Origin of the sequence: Streptomyces sp. NPDC050085, from assembly GCF_044460595.1 — a bacterium.
Classification (GTDB): domain Bacteria; phylum Actinomycetota; class Actinomycetes; order Streptomycetales; family Streptomycetaceae; genus Streptomyces.
In genome coordinates, this window is sequence record NZ_JBITJZ010000002.1 from 572,074 (window position 1) to 589,508 (window position 17,435).

The window sequence follows — 17,435 nt, forward strand, 5'->3', positions numbered from 1 at the left end:
CTCCCCTGAAGTACGGACAGGTGCACGGCCGTTGTGTGCCGTGCACCTGTCCGTAGTGACGCAGTCGGTGGCTCTGCGGTTGCCACCCTACTTGGGGAGTTCTTTACCTGTGCAAGCGATTATCCGCGGGCGCCGAGGGTCTCCTCGAGTGCCTTGCGCTGCGCGGCGGCCAGTTCGTCGCAGCCCGAAACGGCAAGGTCCAGAAGGGAGTTGAGCTCGTCGCGGGCGAAGGGCTCGGCCTCGGCGGTGCCCTGGACCTCGACGAAGCGGCCGTCGCCGGTGCAGACGACGTTCATGTCGGTGTCGGCCCGCACGTCCTCCTCGTAACAGAGGTCGAGGAGCGGGACACCGCCGACGATGCCGACGGAGACGGCGGAGACGGTGGAGACGAGGGGCTGGCGGCCGGCCTTGATGATCTTCTTGCCCTGGGCCCAGGCGACGGCGTCGGCGAGGGCGACGTAGGCGCCGGTGATGGCGGCGGTGCGGGTGCCGCCGTCGGCCTGCAGGACGTCGCAGTCGAGGACGATGGTGTTCTCGCCGAGGGCCTTGGTGTCGACGACGGCGCGCAGCGAGCGGCCGATGAGGCGGGAGATCTCGTGGGTGCGGCCGCCGATCTTGCCGCGGACGGATTCACGGTCGCCGCGGGTGTTCGTGGCGCGCGGCAGCATCGAGTACTCGCCGGTCACCCAGCCTTCGCCGCTGCCCTTGCGCCAGCGCGGGACGCCTTCGGTGAAGGAGGCGGTGCAGAAGACCTTGGTGTCACCGAAGGAGACGAGGACGGAGCCTTCTGCGTGCTTGCTCCAGCCGCGTTCGATGGTGACCGGGCGGAGCTGTTCGGGGGTGCGGCCGTCGATGCGAGACATGGGCCGAGCCTATCGGGCGCGGGTGGGGTCGAAGGTCCCGCGGTGGGGCGCCGAACGCGTCGGGGCGGGCGACGTTGGTCCTGAGTTGGACACATAAGCAACGGTTAAGATTTTAGGGTTGAAGTCTGTAAGTGGGGGGCGTCCATGACCTGCACGCATTCGCCCTGAAAGGCCTCCCCCGTGTCCGTTCGTGACCACTCCGTCAGCCCGAAGTCCACCGAGTCCCGCCTGGACGCCGATCCCGATCCGCCGGTCTCCGGCCGGACCACGGTGTCGTCGGCCACCGTCCTGGAGGGCTCTCCGCACGGCGTCCTCATCGCGTCGGCGCTGGCGGGTGGGACCGCGGTGTACGCGAACCACCGGCTGGACGAGATGTTCCGGACCCCTGTGCCGATGGATCCCGGCGGGCTGGTCGCGGCTTCGCGGGAGCTTCTCGACCGCAACGGTGAGCCGCTGCCGTTCGCGCAGTCCCCGCTCGGGATCGCGCTGCACCTGCGGCGCCCGGCGCGGGCCGAGGTGCAGTACGAGGTGCCGGGCGCGGATCCGCTGCGCCTCGACATCACGGCGACCCCCCTGGACTGCGATCACGGCCCGGATCCGGTGGCGGTCGCGTACATCCATGACATCTCGCACCAGCAGCGTGCGGCCGACGCCCTGGACGAGGCGAACCACCGTCTGGCGCAGCAGTTGGAGGACATCACCTGGGTGCACGGTCTGACCGAGCGGCTGACCGATCAGGGCAGCGTCGACGAGACGCTGCAGCGGGTGCTGTCGGAGGGTGCCCGGCTGCTGCAGGCGGACATGGGTGCGGCGCGGCTCTACAACGAGGAGCTGCGGACCATGGAGACGCGGGCGACGTTCGGGATCGCGAACTCCCTGGCGGATGCACAGGAGTTGATCGCCACCGTCGGGGACAAGGAGGACCTGGTGGAGGCGGCCGTGCTGGCGGGCGGCTGGCTGCTGTACGAGGACGTGATGACCGATCCGGCCGCGGCGGGGCCGTTGCGCGAGCTGGGCGAGGTGGCGGGGTTCCGCAGTGTGTACGTCCTTGCGCTGCGCAGTGCGCAGGGCCGCAAACTCGGCGCTGTGGCCTGGGCGTTCGAGAAGCCGGGCCGTCCTACGTCGCGGCAGCGTCAACTGGCCTCCACCTATTGCCGGTTCGCAGGTCAGGTGGTGGAGAACAACCGGCTGTACGAGCGTGAGCGGCGGATCGCGAGCACGCTCCAACAGTCCATGCTGGCACAGGAGTTGCCGGACATTCCGGGGGTGCAGATCGCGGCGGTGAGCCTGCCGGGGGCGCAGGGGATGCAGGCGGGTGGTGACTGGTACGACGTGCTGGCGCTGCCGCAGGGCAAGGTGGCGCTGGCTCTCGGGGACGTGATGGGCAAGGGGTTGCGGGCGGCGACGGCGATGGGGCAGATGCGGACGGCGCTGCGCAGTTACGCGCTGGTGGAGGGCGAGGACCCGGTGGCGGTGCTGACGGATCTGAACGCGCTGACCGGCGACATGGCCCTGACGGACCTGGCGACGGTGCTCTACATGACGGTGGATCCGGGTCGGCGGCAGGCGACGGTGGCCTCTGCGGGACACTGTCCGCCGCTGCTGGTGGACCACTCGGGTGCGTCGTTCGTCCGGGCCGGGCAGGGCGTGCCGATGGGGGTGATCGACGAGTGGCATGCCGAGCCGGGCGAGGTGGAGCTGCCGGAGGGCGCGCTGCTCGTGTTGTACACGGACGGGCTCGTGGAGCGGCGCGGGGAGGAGTTGGGCGAGGGCCTGGAGCGGTTGCGGCAGGCGGCGTTGTCGGCGCCCGCGGAGGTGGGTGAGCTGTGCTCGTACCTGATCGAGGAGTGCCTGGACGAGGGGGCGAACCCGGACGACGTGGCGATCCTGGCGTTGCGGGTGCGGTAGCCCGTACGTACGCGAGAACGGCCGCCCGGCCCTGGTGACAGGGGGGCGGCCGTTCGCGTGTGGCCCGCTCAGTGGTGGCGGTGGGTCACATCATGTCTTCGATGTCGGCGGCGATGGGGTCCGCGTCGGTACCGATGACGACCTGGATCGCGGTGCCCATCTTGACGACGCCGTGGGCGCCGGCGGCCTTCAGCGCGGCCTCGTCGACCTTGGACGGGTCGATGACCTCGGTGCGAAGTCGGGTGATGCAGCCCTCGACCTCTTCGATGTTGTCGAGCCCGCCGAGCCCGGCGACGATCTTCTCAGCCTTCGTGGCCATTTCGTTCTCCCTGTTTTCTCCGGCCCGCGATGGGCCGCTTTGTCACGGTAACCCACGGTTGGCCCATCTTCACGAGCGGTAGTGCCACCCGTGACGAAAGATGACGAGCACGTGGACCGACCCGTCCCGCGACTGGTCTACACCACTAGTCAGAGTATCTAACGCCCGCCAAACGTGGCTTGTTCCGGGAGGACGTCCATGAGCGCGAACGCTGCCGCCGCACCCCGGCCGAGCCCCTGGAGCAACTTCTTCCAGGGGCTCCAGAAGATGGGGCGCAGCCTGCAGCTGCCCATCGCGGTGCTGCCTGCGGCCGGTATCGTCAACCGGCTCGGCCAGCCGGACGTCTTCGGCTCCGACGGCCTCGGCTGGACCAATGTGGCCAAGGTCTTCTCGGGCGCGGGCGGCGCCCTGCTCGACGCCGACCTGGGTCTGCCGTTGCTGTTCTGCATCGGTGTCGCGATCGGCATGGCCAAGAAGGCGGACGGTTCGACGGCGCTCGCCGCGGTGGCCGGGTTCCTCGTCTACCGGGGCGTGCTGCACCAGTTCCCGGTGGACTGTGCGAGTGGCGCGAAGGCGGTGGCGACGGGGTGCCAGGCCGCGGACGGCACCGTGACGGCGTTCGGGTACCAGAACCCGGGCGTCTTCGGCGGCATCATCATGGGTCTGCTGGCCTCGTTCTTCTGGGTCCGCTACCACCGCACGAAGCTGGTCTCCTGGCTCGGCTTCTTCAACGGCCGCCGTCTGGTCCCGATCATCATGGCGTTCATCGGCATCCTCTTCGCCGTGCTGTGCCTGTGGATCTGGCCGCCGATCGGTGACGCCCTGGAGAGCTTCTCCAACTGGCTCGAGGGTCTTGGCGCGTTGGGCTCGGGCATCTTCGGTGTCGCCAACCGTTCGCTGTTGGTGATCGGTCTGCACCAGTTCCTGAACGTGCCGCTGTGGTTCCAGTTCGGTTCGTTCACCAAGCCGGACGGCACGGTCGTGCACGGTGACATCAACATGTTCCTGAGCGGGGACCCGAGCGCCGGTATCTACCAGACCGGCTTCTTCCCGATCATGATGTTCGCGCTGCCCGCGGCGTGCCTCGCGATGGTCCACTGTGCTCGCCCGGAGCGGCGCAAGGCGGTCGGCGGCATGATGCTGTCGCTGGCGCTGACCTCGTTCGTCACCGGCATCACCGAGCCGATCGAGTACTCCTTCGTCTTCATCGCGCCCGCGCTGTACGCGGTGCACGCGGTGCTGACCGGTGTCTCGATGGCGGTGACCTGGGGCCTGGGCGTCAAGGACGGCTTCAGCTTCTCGGCGGGCCTGATCGACTACGTCATCAACTGGGGCCTGGCCACCAAGCCATGGATGATCATCCCGATCGGCCTGTGCTTCGCGGTCGTCTACTACGCGATCTTCCGGTTCGCGATCACCAAGTTCGACCTCAAGACTCCGGGCCGCGAGCCCGAGGAAGAGGTCGAGGACATCACCAAGGCGTAAGCCTGCCGCCCCGCTTCACCCCTCGCGAAGGGCCCCCGGACCTATGGTCCGGGGGCCCTTCGTCACGTATGAGCCGGAGCGGACGCATATGTTCCAGCCCACAGGAATTGTGGGTTCCTTATCTCGCCTTCACCGTGCTACAACAGGTCTACACCACTGAGTGGTGTAGACCATCTGGCTGCTGCCCACCCCCGCTTTTCTCCTTACCGTCCCCGGCAGCACCCCAGCACATGGAGGAAGTTGATGAGCACCGCCAGCGCTACGGCGGCTCCCGCAAAGAAGCGGGGCTCCGGCCTGTTCCAGGGCCTTCAGAAGGTGGGCCGCAGCCTTCAGCTGCCGATCGCGGTGCTGCCGGCCGCGGGCCTCATGGTCCGGCTCGGTCAGCCCGACGTCTTCGGCGCCGACGGCCTCGGCTGGGACAAGGTCGCGTCGGTCTTCGCCAACGCGGGCAGCGCGGTCACCGGCAACCTGCCGATCCTGTTCTGCATAGGCGTGGCCATCGGCTTCGCCAAGAAGGCCGACGGCTCCACCGCACTGGCCGCCCTGGTCGGATTCCTGGTCTACAGCAAGGTCCTGCAGTCCTTCCCGGTCACCGAGGCCGTGGTCAACACGACCGCCAACAAGGGCGTGGACGTCGCAGCCGTCTACAACGACCCCGGCGTCCTCGGCGGCATCATCATGGGTCTGCTCGCGGCGGTGCTGTGGCAGAAGTACCACCGCACCAAGCTGGTCGACTGGCTCGGCTTCTTCAACGGCCGCCGTCTCGTCCCGATCATCATGGCCTTCGTCGGCGTCATCGTCGGCGTCTTCTTCGGCCTGGTCTGGGAGCCCATCGGTGAGGGCATCGGCAACTTCGGCGAGTGGATGACCGGCCTCGGCTCCGGCGGCGCCGCCCTGTTCGGCCTGATCAACCGTGGCCTGATCCCGATCGGCATGCACCAGTTCGTCAACACCGTCGCCTGGTTCCAGCTCGGTGACTTCACCAACGCGGCCGGCGAGGTCGTCCACGGTGACTACGGCCGCTTCCTCGCGGGCGACCCGAGCGCCGGAATGTTCATGTCCGGCTTCTTCCCGATCATGATGTTCGGTCTGCCGGCCGCCGCTCTGGCCATGGCGCACACCGCTCGCCCGGAGCGCCGCAAGGCCGTCCTGGGCATGATGGTCTCCCTCGCGCTGACCTCGTTCGTCACCGGTGTGACCGAGCCGATCGAGTTCTCGTTCATGTTCATCGCGCCGCTCCTCTACGTGATCCACGCGGTCCTCACGGCGGTGTCTCTCGCGGTGACCTGGGCCCTCGGCGTGCACGCGGGCTTCAACTTCTCGGGCGGTCTCATCGACTACGCCCTCTACTGGAAGCTCGACACCAAGCCGTGGCTGATCATCCCGATCGGTCTCGTCTTCGCGGCGATCTACTACGTCGTCTTCCGGTTCGCGATCGTCAAGTTCAACCTCAAGACCCCGGGCCGCGAGCCCGAGGAGGAGATCGAGGACCTCACCAAGGCGTGAGCCTCACCCGCCTGTGACGAGGGCCCGGAACCGCTACGGTTCCGGGCCCTCGTCGTCGTACAGGCACTTCAGAGTTCGTACGTCACTCCAGGCCTCGCCAGCTCCACCGGCCCGTCGAACGCCTCGCGCGCATCGGCCAGATTCACCTGCGGGTCCGTCCACGGCGGGATGTGGGTGAGGACCAGCTTGCGGACGGCGGCGCGCTGCGCGGCCTCGCCGGCCTCGCGGCCGTTCAGGTGCAGCGCCGGGATGTTCTCCTTGCCGTGCGTGAACGCCGCCTCGCACAGGAACAGGTCGGTGTCCTGGGCCAGTTCGTCCAGGGGCTCGCACGGGCCGGTGTCCCCGGAGTACGTCAGGGAGCGGCCGCCGTGCTCGAGGCGGATCGCGTACGACTCCACCGGGTGGCAGACCTTTTCCATCCGTACGGAGAAGGGGCCGATGTCGTACGAGCCCGGCTTGACCGTGTGGAAGTCGAAGACCTCGCTGAAGGCGGAGGCCGAGGGGGTGTCGGCGTGCGCGGTGGTCAGGCGCTGCTCGGTGCCCTCGGGTCCGTAGACCGGCATGGGGGCACAACGGCCGCCGTCGTGGCGGTAGTAGCGCACGACGAAGTACGCGCACATGTCGATGCAGTGGTCCGCGTGCAGATGACTGAGGAAGATCGCGTCCAGGTCGTAGAGACCGATGTGGCGCTGCAGCTCGCCCAGGGCGCCATTGCCCATGTCGAGAAGCAGCCGGAAGCCGTCGGCCTCGACGAGGTAGCTCGAGCAGGCCGAATCCGCGGACGGGAACGACCCCGAGCAGCCGACGACGGTGAGCTTCATAAGAGCCTTCAACCTCCGCGCTGGCGGTCGGATTGCGGGGTGGGAAGAATCGTGGGAAGAACCTAGGGGTTCGTCGAGCGTAAGGCGCAAAAGCGCGGGTCGCTCCTCCGTCATGGGCCGTTGTGGGCGAACTCACCTGCGGTGTCACCGGTTCGGGGGGCTTGCGGACGGACTCGGCCCGGTGGGGCGCCCCTCGCACCCCACCGGTACCGTCGTGCGTATGGACACGTCCTGGTGGCTCGCGCTCGCGGCCGTCGTGCTGCTCGCTCTGGTGGCGACGCTGGTCGACGGGTGGGGGCGGGGTTCGCGGCGCCGGCGCCTGCGCACCGGCTCCACCGGGGTGCGGGCGGACGGCCCGCAGCCGGGTGAGATCTGGTGGGCCCTCGTGCCCTACGAGGACGGGCCCGGCGGCAAGGACCGGCCGTGCCTGGTGCTGGGGCCGCGCGGGAACGCCGTGCTGGTCGCGAAGATCACCAGCAAGTACCACGACGAGCGGTCAGGGGTGATCCCGCTGCCCCCGGGGTCGGTCGGGGACACGCAGGGCCGCGCGAGCTTCCTGGAGACGGACGAGCTGCGCGAGGTGCCGGTACGGGACTTTCGGCGGCGGGCGGGTGTCGTCGACCCGGCCTTGTGGGATCAGGTGCGGCACCTGGGGTGAATCCCCAGCCCCTTCGAGGCCGGGGTCCCGGGGGCTCCGCCCCGGACCCCGCTGCCTCTCGTCCCAAAGGCGGGGCCGGATTTGCTCAGGCCCACAGCTGCCCGTGCAGCACCTCGATCGCTTCCTCCGTCGTGGCCGCGGTGTACACGCCCGTCGACAGGTACTTCCAGCCGCCGTCGGCGACCACGAACACGATGTCGGCGGACTCCCCCGCCTTGACCGCCTTCTTGCCGACGCCGATCGCGGCGTGCAGCGCCGCCCCGGTCGAGACGCCCGCGAAGATGCCCTCCTGCTGCAGCAGCTCCCGCGTACGCGTCACCGCGTCGGCCGAGCCGACCGAGAAACGGGTGGTCAGGACGGAGGCGTCGTACAGCTCGGGGACGAAGCCCTCGTCGAGGTTCCGGAGGCCGTACACCAGGTCGTCGTAGCGCGGCTCCGCGGCGACGATCTTGACGTCCGGCTTGTGCTCGCGCAGGTACCGGCCCACGCCCATGAGCGTGCCGGTGGTGCCGAGGCCCGCCACGAAGTGCGTGACCGAGGGCAGGTCGGCGAGGATCTCGGGGCCCGTGGTGGCGTAGTGCGCGCCCGCGTTGTCCGGGTTGCCGTACTGGTAGAGCATCACCCAGTCCGGGTGCTGCCCGGCCAGCTCCTTGGCGATGCGCACGGCGGTGTTGGAGCCGCCCGCCGCGGGCGAGTCGATGATCTCGGCGCCCCACATGGCGAGCAGGTCGCGCCGCTCCTGCGAGGTGTTCTCCGGCATGACGCAGACGATGCGGTAGCCCTTGAGGCGGGCCGCCATCGCCAGCGAGATGCCGGTGTTGCCCGAGGTCGGCTCGAGGATGGTGCAGCCGGGGGTCAACCGGCCGTCCTTCTCGGCCTGTTCGATCATGTGGAGCGCGGGGCGGTCCTTGACCGAGCCGGTCGGGTTGCGGTCTTCCAGCTTCGCCCAGATCCGTACGTCCTCGGAAGGGCTCAGCCGCGGCAGGCGCACCAGAGGGGTGTTGCCCACCGCGGCCAACGGGCTGTCGTAGCGCATGAGTTCGCTGCGTCCCGTCCGGATCAGCGCATGCCGCCGGCGACGGCCGGCAGGATCGTCACGTTGTCGCCGTCGGCGAGCTTGGTCTCGATGCCGTCGAGGAAGCGGACGTCCTCGTCGTTCAGGTAGACGTTCACGAAGCGGCGCAGCTGGCCGTTGTCCACGATGCGGGCGGCGATGCCCGCGTGCCGGGTGTCCAGGTCGGTGAACAGGTCGGCGAGGGTGTCCCCACTGCCCTGGACGGCCTTCTCGCCGTCGGTGTAGGTGCGGAGGATGGTCGGGATGCGGACCTCGATGGCCATGCTGGGCTCCTGTCAGGAGTCGGAAGTCGTGTGGGTGAGCGCGCGGCGGCGCCGGGGTGCGGAAAGCAGGGTGGTGCGGGCCGCGGGCTCGGGGCCTGACGGCGGTGCGGCTCAGCGCGGACAGATGGCGCTGGCGAGGCGGCACAGGTCGACGTGCAGCCGCGCCACGAGCAGCATGCCCGGCGTCTTTTCGCTCACGTCGTGGGGAACCATGGGCTCATCGTATCGATTCCCGACCGGGGTCCTGGAATGTGATCTCACCATGCGGTCGAAATCCGTCCGGTGGTCGAGATGGGTCGCGGATCAGGCCGTGACCTCGACCTCTTCCTCCGTCACCGCGCCGTCGACGATGCGGAACGAGCGGAACTGGAAGGGGCCCGCGTCGTCGGTGTCGGCGGTGGAGACCAGGACGTAGTGGGCGCCCGGTTCGTTGGCGTACGTGATGTCGGTGCGGGACGGGTAGGCCTCGGTCGCCGTGTGCGAGTGGTAGACGATCACCGGCTCCTCGTCGCGGTCGTCCATCTCGCGGTAGAGCTTGAGCAGGTCGGTCGAGTCGAACTCGTAGAACGTGGGCGAGCGGGCCGCGTTCAGCATCGGGATGAAGCGCTCGGGGCGGCCCTCGCCGACCGGCCCGGCGACGACGCCGCACGCCTCGTCGGGGTGGTCCTTGCGGGCGTGGTCCACGATCTGGTCGTACAGGGCCTGGGAAATCGTCAGCATGCGGCCAGGATAAGCAGAGGGGCCGTCCCGTACCGGAGTGCGGTACGGGACGGCCCGACTGGTGAGACAGGGCAGCTGGAGGCGGGCTCAGCCGCGCTTGGCGAAGGCGGCGCCCTCGGGGTTGCGGCTCTTCAGGGCCCAGTACGAGACCGCGAGGATCGCGCCCCACACGGGAGCCGCGTACAGCGAGACCCGGGCGTCCTTGTCGATGCCCATCATCACGATGACCATCGCGATGAAGGCGAGGGAGAAGATGCTGGCCCAGATGCCGCCCGGCGCGCGGAACTCGGACTTCGGGAGCTCACCGCGGTCGGACTTGAGGCGGTAGCGGATCTGGCAGATCAGGATGACGATCCAGGCCCACATGCCGGAGATGGTGGCGAAGGAGACGACGTAGTTGAACGCCTCGCCGGGCCACTGGTAGTTGATCCAGACGCCGATCAGCATCATCGCGGCGGAGACCGTGGTGCCGATGAGCGGCAGGCCGTTCTTCGTCAGCCTGGTGAAGAAGGACGGGCCCTGGCCGTTGAGCGCGAGGTCGCGCAGCATGCGGCCGGTGGAGTACATGCCCGAGTTGCAGGAGGACAGGGCGGCCGTCAGGACGACGAAGTTGACGATGCCCGCGCCCGCGGCGAGGCCCATCTTCTGGAAGGCGGCGACGAAGGGGCTGACGCCGGGCTCGAAGTTCGTCCACGGCACGACCGAGAGGATCATGATCAGGGCGCCGACGTAGAAGACGGCGATGCGCCACGGCACGGTGTTGATGGCCTTCGGCAGGACCTTCTTCGGGTCCTTGGACTCGCCCGCGGTGACACCGACGAGCTCGACCGCGAGGAACGCGAACATGACCATCTGCAGGGTCATCAGGGTGTTGCCGACGCCGTGCGGGAAGAAGCCGCCGTCCGACCACAGGTGGGTCACGGAGGCGGTGTCGCCCGCGTCGGAGAAGCCGAGCGTGAGGATGCCGGCGCAGATCAGGATCATGCCGACGATGGCGGTGACCTTGACCATGGAGAACCAGAACTCCAGCTCACCGAAGAGCTTCACGGAGATCAGGTTGGCGCCGTACAGGATGAACGTGAAGACCAGCGCGGACACCCATTGCGGGATGTCCCACCAGTACGTCATGTAGGTGGCCGCGGCCGTCACCTCGGTCATGCCGGTGATGACCCAGAACAGCCAGTACGTCCACCCGGTGACGAAGCCCGCGAAGGGGCCGATGAACTCGCGCGCGTACTCCGAGAACGAACCGGAGACCGGGCGGTACATGAGGAGCTCGCCGAGCGCCCGCATGATGAAGAAGATGACGACGCCCGCGATGGCGTAGGCGAGGATCAGGCTGGGGCCGGCCTTGGAGATGCCCTTGCCCGCGCCGAGGAAGAGGCCGGTTCCGATGGCGCCGCCGATGGCGATCATCTGGATCTGCCGGGCTCCGAGGCCCCGCTTGTAGCCCTCGCCGCCCTCGGCCGTGTTGCTTGCGTCGCTCACGGCCTCATTGCCGGCGTTGTGCTTGTCGACCTGCACTGAGGTCATGATGGTGCGCCTTTCTCCATGCCGATCCGTGCCGTGCGTGGCTCGGATCGACTGTGACGATCCTTGGGGGACTGCGTCCCCTGGATGGATGGAGCTTGTGCCTACCGGCGGTCGGCCGAGTAAGGGCGCCCCCGACGCGCAGGGGTGGCGCCCGTCGGGTGGTCGTGAAGATCTATCACGGCGTTCCCGGTGATCGACTGAGGCACGTGTGGCGCAGGCCACGAGAAGAAGCGGACAAAAAGCCCGTACGTTGAGGAAGGTGGCCGGATCGGTGACCTGATCGTTATCCGGATTTGAGTGTCCGCTGAGCGAACACTCGGCCCGTTCAGGCCGTCACGGCATCAGCGTCTCGACGAGGGTCTCCTGCAGCCCGCCCAGCCACAGGTACGCCATCACCATCGGCTTGCGCGGGTCCTCGTCGGGGAGCCGGTAGAGGAGGTCCGTGTCCTCCTCGTCGGTGATGTCGAGGCGGGTGCCGATCGCCAGGCGCAGGTCGTTGAGCGCCCGCATCCACTGGACCGACTCGTCCTGGGACAGCTTGAGGACCGCTCCCCCGTCACCGGCGGAGCTGAGCGCGTCCAGCGTGCGGATGACGGCGAGTGCGTCCTCGCGCTTGCCCGCCCGCAGGTCGTTCTCGGTGAAGCGCCTGAACTCCGAGGAGTACGCCTCCTGTTCGGCCCGCGTCGCCTCGTCGCCCGGGGTGCCCGGACCGCCGTACGCGTCCGGGAGCAGCCGGCGCAGGACCGCGTCGGAGGGCGGTTCGCTCGGGCCTTCCGCGAAGAGCTCGGCGAGCGGGTCGTCGGAGAGCTCGCCGCCGGGGCCCGGGCCGATCAGCTCCAGGAGCTGCACCGCCAGCGAGCGGATGATGGAGATCTCGACGTCGTCGAGGGCGACGGCCGCGCCGCCGCCGGGGATCGGCTCGAAGTGTCCAGGCATGAGTACGGCGTTACTTCCCTGCTATTTGCGGTCCTGTTGCAGCGTGGCCCACAGACCGTAGCCGTGCATGGCCTGGACGTCCCGCTCCATCTCCTCGCGGGTGCCGGAGGAGACGACCGCGCGCCCCTTGTTGTGGACGTCCATCATCAGCTTGGTGGCCTTCTCCTTGGAGTAGCCGAAGTACGTCTGGAAGACATACGTCACGTAACTCATCAGGTTGACCGGGTCGTTGTGGACCAGCGTGATCCAGGGGACGTCCGGCTCCGGGACCGCGAAGACTTCTTCGGTCGTCTCGGGGCTTTCGATCTCAAGGGGTGCTGGAGCCGTCACACGGCCCATGCTGCCACCACCGCCCGTCGTACGCACAAATGGACCCCAGAAATCGTCACCTTGACGCTAATCGGGGGTAGCATCCGTTGCATGAACACAGCGGACCTTGGCCTGCCGGTGGACGTGCCATCGACAGCGCTCTTCACCGACCACTACGAGCTGACGATGCTGCAGGCCGCCCTCCACGGGGGCACGGCCGACCGGCGCTCGGTCTTCGAGGTCTTCACCCGTCGCCTGCCCGAGGGCCGTCGCTACGGCGTCGTCGCGGGCACCGGCCGCGTCCTGGACGCCGTCGAGAACTTCCGGTTCGACGCGGGCGTGCTCGGCTTCCTGCGCGAGCGGAACGTGATCGACGAGCCCACGCTCGCCTGGCTCGCGGACTACCGCTTCTCCGGCGACATCTGGGGCTACCCGGAGGGCGAGGTCTACTTCCCGGGCTCGCCGATCCTGCGCGTCGAGGGCTCCTTCGCCGAGTGCGTGCTCCTGGAGACGGTGATCCTCTCGATCCTCAACCACGACTCGGCGATCGCCGCGGCCGCCTCCCGGATGTCGTCGGCCGCCGGGGACCGGCCGCTGATCGAGATGGGCGCGCGCCGCACGCACGAGCTGGCCGCCGTGGCCGCCTCGCGGGCCGCGTACGTGGGCGGGTTCGCGACGACGTCGGACCTCGCGGCCGGTTTCCGGTACGGGATTCCGACCGTCGGCACGTCCGCGCACGCGTTCACCCTCCTGCACGACACCGAGCGGGACGCCTTCCGCGCCCAGGTCGACTCGCTCGGCGAAGGAACGACTCTGCTCGTGGACACGTACGACGTCCAGGAAGCGGTCCGTACCGCGGTCGAGGTCGCCGGGCCGAAGCTCGGCGCCGTCCGGATCGACTCCGGCGACCTGCTGCTCGTCGCCCACCGGGTGCGCCAACAGCTCGACGCGCTCGGCGCCAAGGACACCAAGATCGTGGTCACCTCCGACCTCGACGAGTACGCCATCGCCTCGCTCGCGGCCGCGCCCGTGGACGCGTACGGCGTCGGTACGCAGCTGGTGACCGGCTCCGGGCACCCCACCTGCTCGATGGTCTACAAGCTGGTCGCGCGCGCCGAGTCCGCCGACCCGAAGGCGCCGCTCGTACCGGTCGCGAAGAAGTCGGCGGGCGGCAAGACGTCCATCGGCGGGCGCAAGTGGGCCGCGCGCAGGCTGGACAAGGACGGGGCCGCCGAGGCCGAGGTCGTGGGCACGGGGGCCGTCCCGGCGGACCTCGTCGACCGGCAGCTGCTCGTCGAGCTGGTCAAGGGCGGCGAGGTCGTCTCCCGCGAGCCGCTGGACGCGGTGCGCGAGCGGCACATCGCGGCGCGCGACGGACTGCCGCTGTCGGCGACGCAGCTGTCGCGGGGCGAGGCGGTCATCCCCACCGAGTACGTGTGAGCGCGCCGGGAGAGGGCCGCGGTGGGCCGGTGTACCCCAATTGCCCTCTCCCGCAACGCACTTGAAGCTTCTACGCTCGTAAGTCTCCAACCTTGTCGACCCTTGCCGACCCTTGCGGACCCCTAAGGACACAGCCCATGCGCCGCGCCTTGATCGTCGTAGACGTCCAGAACGACTTCTGCGAGGGCGGCAGCCTCGCCGTGGCGGGAGGTGCCGATGTCGCTGCCGCGATCACCGATCTGATCGGGCAGACCGGTGGCGCCTGCTACCGGCACGTGGTCGCCACCCGCGACCACCACATCGAGCCCGGGGAGCACTTCGCCGTGCCTCCGCACTCCCCCGACTACGCGCACTCGTGGCCCGCGCACTGCGTCGCCGGGACGGAGGGCGTGGGCTTCCACCCGAACTTCGCGCCCGCCGTCGCCTCCGGCGCGATCGACGCCGTCTTCGACAAGGGGGCGTACTCGGCCGCGTACAGCGGGTTCGAGGGGGCCGACGAGAACGGGGTGTCCCTGGCGGACTGGCTGCGGGCCCGGGAGATCACCGAGGTCGACGTCGTCGGGATCGCCACGGATCACTGCGTGCGGGCCACCGCGCTGGACTCCGTCCGGGCCGGGTTCCGTACGCAGGTGTTGCTCGATCTGACGGCTGGGGTGGCGGCGGCTTCTACTGAGGCGGCGCTGGAAGAGCTGCGTGAGGCGGGCGTGGAACTCACCGGGAAGCCCGTCGTGGCTTAGGTCCTGCCCCTAGCCGATCGCAGGCTTGAGCAGCGCCCGTATCGGGTGCCAGAGCTCGGCCGCGGTGGCGTCCGGGGCCGCTCGCCAGATCAGCCCGTCCGGATGGTGCAGGACCGCCGTGATCTCGTCCGGGGTCGGCGGGTGGGAGTTGCCGCGGAGGTAGACCGCGCGCAGGCCCAGGTTGCGCAGGCGGGTCAGGGCTCGGGCGCGGTTCACGGCGTGGACCAGGACCCTTACCGCGCCCTCGCCGGGGCCCGGTGCGGGCAGGGTCAGAGCGACGACCACGCTGCCGCCCGGCAGCTTGCAGAACCCTCCTGCGGACATGACTGTCACACCCCCGTGAGACGTAGCGTCAATAAGGAACTCACAGGACGCACCTAAACACGATCGGCCGCGACCCGCCAGACCTAAGCTGGAGGATCGCGGCCGATACGTTTCTGACCTGCGGGTTTACCGGGTCATCGGACCGAGGGGCCGACCTTGACCGTGATCGACGATCCATTGAGCGGCTGGCTCAGGATCGAGATACGGGTGTTGGTGTCAGTTGTCTGAACGCTCCCGGTCGCGTTCTCGGCGTACCAGTACGTGCCCTTGTGGTCGTCGAAGACCGGGTTGCCGAGCTGCGCCGGGATCTTCTTCTCGACACCCAGGCGGTGCAGCGTCATGCCGGGCACCGGGTACCAGCCGAAGGCGGCGTCGTACGGCGTGATCTTGTTGCTGATCTTGGTCTTGCCGTCCGCCCAGTAGAGCGGCTTCGCGTGCGCGTCGATCGGCAGGATCAGGCCCTTGCCCGGGTGCTCGCCGACGTTGTTGTTGCGCTGCGAGGTGTCCCACTGCCAGATGACCAGACCGGGGCGGTACTGGTAGTGCTCGACCCAGTTCTGCTTGGCCCCGCCGTCGCGCCAGCCGAAGTTGTACGGGCCGACCTTGAGGGTCTTGTCGTACGACACGTACTGGCGGTTCTCGGCGATGTAGAACTGCGGGTAGTCGCCGTTGATCGAGGCGCCGACGCGGGAGAAGCCGCGCGCGGTCCAGCCGTTGTCGTCGCCCTCGGCGTTGTCCGTGAACAGGGTCTGGCCGTCGGCCGTCGCCTTGATGTTGTCGGCGGTGAAGCCGAGGCCGCCCGCGCCGCCGTCCGTCTTGTAGCGGAAGCGGACCTCGATCTTCTTGCCCGCGTAGGCGTCGAGCGGGAAGACCAGGTGCTGGAACGTGGTCGAGTCGCCGGTCAGCGCCGGCTTGTCGCCGCCGTCACGGGTGATCGGCTGGCCGCCCGCCGTGCCGTCGATGGACTGCCAGCCGGCGCCCCCGTCCGTGGACACCTGCGTGTACAGGTAGTCGTAGTCCTTCTCGATGTTCCACCAGCCGTCGAGCTCGAGCGACGCCTTGGACTTGCCGGTCAGGTCGACCGTACGAGAAAGGGTGTTGGAGAGGTTGTCGCCGTAGTCCGACCACCACTGCTTCGCGCCCTCGGTGGGCTTGACGATGTCGGTGGTGACGTTCTTCTTCGGCAGCTCGACGACGAGGGCCTGCTTCAGCTTGGTGTTGTACTCCGAAACACCCAGCTTGTGCACCGAGTTGGTGGCGGCCTTCGCCTTGTCGTAGTTGAGCCAGCCCAGTTGCAGCTTGTCCCAGGCCGTCATGTCGCCCGGCATGTCACCGATGGAGTCCTTGCCCTGGCCGAGCCAGGAACCCGCGGACATCAGCGACCAGAAGCCGACCGAGTTCTCCCCGATGTACGTGGTGTCGTACAGGTCGGGCAGGCCCAGGTCGTGGCCGTACTCGTGGGCGAAGACACCGAGGCCGCCGTTCTCCGGCTGCATCGTGTAGTCGCCGATCCAGATGCCGGTGTCGCCGACCGGGGTGCCGCCCGCCTTGAAGCCGGTCGGGCCCGTGTCGCCGTCGTCGCGGCTGTAGACGTAACCGCGGTGCGCCCACAGGGCGTCGCCGCCCTGGACGCCGCCGCCGGCCGACTCGTCCTCGCCCGCGTGCACGATCTGGAAGTGGTCGATGTAACCGTCGGGCTCGTTGAAGTTGCCGTCGCCGTCGTGGTCCGTGCGGTCCCACTGGTCGTACTGCGCGAGGTCGGCCTTGATGTCGGCGTCGGACTTGCCGGCCGCCTTCTGCGCCGCCACCCAGGCGTTGGTGCCGTCACGGACCAGGTCCTCGACGATCGGGCAGTTGGAGGCGCCGCAGAAGTTCGAGCCGTAACGGGCCTCGTTGTAGTCGACCTTGACCCAGTCGGAGACCTCGCCGTCGACCGAGTACCGGCCCGACGACGTCTTCTCGTAGTACGTCTTGAGGGAGTCGACGCCCTTGCCGGAACCGAAGTACAGGTCCTGGAAGTGCTGCTTGCTGTAGTCCGCCTGCCAGGCCGTCGAGTTGTCCTTGGTGCGGTCCGGCTCGGCTATCTGGTTGTGCGTCGGGCCGGCCTGACCGCCGTACTTGGGGTCGGTCTTGTCGCCGAACTCGACCAGGATCGTGAAGATCTTGTCGGTGCGCTCGCGGCCCAGCTCGACGTACTTGTCCTTGCCGAGGTGAACGACCTTCGAGCCGTTCTTCTCCTCGACCTTGGACTTGCCCTGGAGCACCTGCTCCAGAGCCGTCTGGCGCTGCTGCGTCTGCTGCGCGCTGAACGGGCCGTCGATGACGTGGCCCTCGCCCTTGTAGCTGTCGCCGGACGACGCGGGCGGTGCCGCCGGGCTGTCCGCCTGGGCGGTGCTCGCGGCTATCGACCCGGTGGCCGCGGTGGCGGCCAGCGTCGCGAGAACGGCGACGGATCTCAACGCCCGTCTCTTGATGGTCACTTGAGTGGTCCCCTCCTCCGTGGCGAACCGCCACGCATCACAAGTGACGCCATTTGAC

The 17,435-nt window shown here is 68.7% G+C and carries 18 protein-coding genes; 6 read left to right on the plus strand and 12 right to left on the minus strand.

What is annotated here, in order from left to right; all coding sequences use genetic code 11:
• Positions 1 to 119 precede the first annotated feature (119 nt).
• Complete coding sequence (rph, locus tag ACIBUY_RS10980; protein WP_365579972.1) at positions 120 to 863, minus strand: ribonuclease PH; 744 nt, start codon at positions 861 to 863, stop codon at positions 120 to 122.
• A 180-nt stretch (positions 864 to 1,043) separates the two neighbouring features.
• Between rph and ACIBUY_RS10985 the strand changes: the two genes are divergently transcribed.
• Complete coding sequence (locus tag ACIBUY_RS10985; protein ID WP_365579970.1) at positions 1,044 to 2,771, plus strand: SpoIIE family protein phosphatase; 1,728 nt, start codon at positions 1,044 to 1,046, stop codon at positions 2,769 to 2,771.
• An 85-nt stretch (positions 2,772 to 2,856) separates the two neighbouring features.
• Here ACIBUY_RS10985 and ACIBUY_RS10990 read toward each other — a convergent pair whose 3' ends face one another.
• On the minus strand, positions 2,857 to 3,090 hold the full coding sequence (locus ACIBUY_RS10990) for a glucose PTS transporter subunit EIIB (RefSeq protein WP_100593980.1): 234 nt from the start codon (positions 3,088 to 3,090) through the stop codon (positions 2,857 to 2,859).
• Between the two features lie 198 nt (positions 3,091 to 3,288).
• On the opposite strand from ACIBUY_RS10990, the gene ACIBUY_RS10995 reads away from it, so the two are divergent.
• Both ACIBUY_RS10995 and ACIBUY_RS11000 read left to right on the plus strand, forming a co-directional pair.
• Positions 3,289 to 4,575 carry a PTS transporter subunit EIIC gene (locus ACIBUY_RS10995; protein WP_399152403.1) on the plus strand — a complete coding sequence of 429 codons (1,287 nt, stop codon included), beginning with the start codon at positions 3,289 to 3,291 and terminating at the stop codon, positions 4,573 to 4,575.
• A gap of 243 nt (positions 4,576 to 4,818) precedes the next feature.
• Positions 4,819 to 6,081 carry a PTS transporter subunit EIIC gene (locus ACIBUY_RS11000; protein ID WP_365579963.1) on the plus strand — a complete coding sequence of 421 codons (1,263 nt, stop codon included), beginning with the start codon at positions 4,819 to 4,821 and terminating at the stop codon, positions 6,079 to 6,081.
• A gap of 68 nt (positions 6,082 to 6,149) precedes the next feature.
• On the opposite strand, the gene ACIBUY_RS11005 is transcribed toward ACIBUY_RS11000, so the two are convergent.
• Positions 6,150 to 6,902: an MBL fold metallo-hydrolase gene (locus tag ACIBUY_RS11005; protein ID WP_365579961.1), complete on the minus strand. Its 753-nt coding sequence runs from the start codon at positions 6,900 to 6,902 to the stop codon at positions 6,150 to 6,152.
• 220 nt (positions 6,903 to 7,122) lie between these two features.
• Between ACIBUY_RS11005 and ACIBUY_RS11010 the strand changes: the two genes are divergently transcribed.
• On the plus strand, positions 7,123 to 7,560 hold the full coding sequence (locus ACIBUY_RS11010) for a type II toxin-antitoxin system PemK/MazF family toxin (RefSeq protein ID WP_365579959.1): 438 nt from the start codon (positions 7,123 to 7,125) through the stop codon (positions 7,558 to 7,560).
• An 85-nt stretch (positions 7,561 to 7,645) separates the two neighbouring features.
• On the opposite strand, the gene ACIBUY_RS11015 is transcribed toward ACIBUY_RS11010, so the two are convergent.
• From ACIBUY_RS11015 to clpS, 7 genes are all read right to left on the minus strand, one after another.
• On the minus strand, positions 7,646 to 8,596 hold the full coding sequence (locus ACIBUY_RS11015) for a cysteine synthase (protein WP_365579956.1): 951 nt from the start codon (positions 8,594 to 8,596) through the stop codon (positions 7,646 to 7,648).
• 23 nt (positions 8,597 to 8,619) lie between these two features.
• Positions 8,620 to 8,898, minus strand: coding sequence for a MoaD/ThiS family protein (locus tag ACIBUY_RS11020; RefSeq protein ID WP_365579953.1), 279 nt, complete (start codon positions 8,896 to 8,898; stop codon positions 8,620 to 8,622).
• A 111-nt stretch (positions 8,899 to 9,009) separates the two neighbouring features.
• Positions 9,010 to 9,111 carry a putative leader peptide gene (locus tag ACIBUY_RS11025; protein WP_343244815.1) on the minus strand — a complete coding sequence of 34 codons (102 nt, stop codon included), beginning with the start codon at positions 9,109 to 9,111 and terminating at the stop codon, positions 9,010 to 9,012.
• A gap of 90 nt (positions 9,112 to 9,201) precedes the next feature.
• Complete coding sequence (locus ACIBUY_RS11030; protein WP_365579950.1) at positions 9,202 to 9,618, minus strand: M67 family metallopeptidase; 417 nt, start codon at positions 9,616 to 9,618, stop codon at positions 9,202 to 9,204.
• Between the two features lie 87 nt (positions 9,619 to 9,705).
• Positions 9,706 to 11,151 carry an amino acid permease gene (locus ACIBUY_RS11035; protein ID WP_399152404.1) on the minus strand — a complete coding sequence of 482 codons (1,446 nt, stop codon included), beginning with the start codon at positions 11,149 to 11,151 and terminating at the stop codon, positions 9,706 to 9,708.
• Between the two features lie 333 nt (positions 11,152 to 11,484).
• Complete coding sequence (locus tag ACIBUY_RS11040) at positions 11,485 to 12,087, minus strand: DUF2017 domain-containing protein (protein WP_399152405.1); 603 nt, start codon at positions 12,085 to 12,087, stop codon at positions 11,485 to 11,487.
• Between the two features lie 21 nt (positions 12,088 to 12,108).
• Positions 12,109 to 12,426: an ATP-dependent Clp protease adapter ClpS gene (clpS, locus tag ACIBUY_RS11045; RefSeq protein WP_365572957.1), complete on the minus strand. Its 318-nt coding sequence runs from the start codon at positions 12,424 to 12,426 to the stop codon at positions 12,109 to 12,111.
• Positions 12,427 to 12,507: 81 nt separating this feature from the next.
• On the opposite strand from clpS, the gene ACIBUY_RS11050 reads away from it, so the two are divergent.
• Both ACIBUY_RS11050 and ACIBUY_RS11055 read left to right on the plus strand, forming a co-directional pair.
• Positions 12,508 to 13,836: a nicotinate phosphoribosyltransferase gene (locus ACIBUY_RS11050; RefSeq protein WP_365572960.1), complete on the plus strand. Its 1,329-nt coding sequence runs from the start codon at positions 12,508 to 12,510 to the stop codon at positions 13,834 to 13,836.
• Positions 13,837 to 13,973: 137 nt separating this feature from the next.
• Complete coding sequence (locus tag ACIBUY_RS11055; protein ID WP_365572963.1) at positions 13,974 to 14,573, plus strand: isochorismatase family protein; 600 nt, start codon at positions 13,974 to 13,976, stop codon at positions 14,571 to 14,573.
• A gap of 9 nt (positions 14,574 to 14,582) precedes the next feature.
• Here ACIBUY_RS11055 and ACIBUY_RS11060 read toward each other — a convergent pair whose 3' ends face one another.
• Both ACIBUY_RS11060 and ACIBUY_RS11065 read right to left on the minus strand, forming a co-directional pair.
• The gene (locus ACIBUY_RS11060) at positions 14,583 to 14,897 is read right to left on the minus strand and encodes a hypothetical protein (protein ID WP_365572966.1); all 315 of its coding nucleotides are present in this window, start codon (positions 14,895 to 14,897) and stop codon (positions 14,583 to 14,585) included.
• A 134-nt stretch (positions 14,898 to 15,031) separates the two neighbouring features.
• Entirely contained in the window at positions 15,032 to 17,377 is a 2,346-nt protein-coding gene (locus ACIBUY_RS11065; RefSeq protein WP_365572969.1) for an immune inhibitor A domain-containing protein, read from the minus strand.
• Positions 17,378 to 17,435 lie beyond the last annotated feature (58 nt).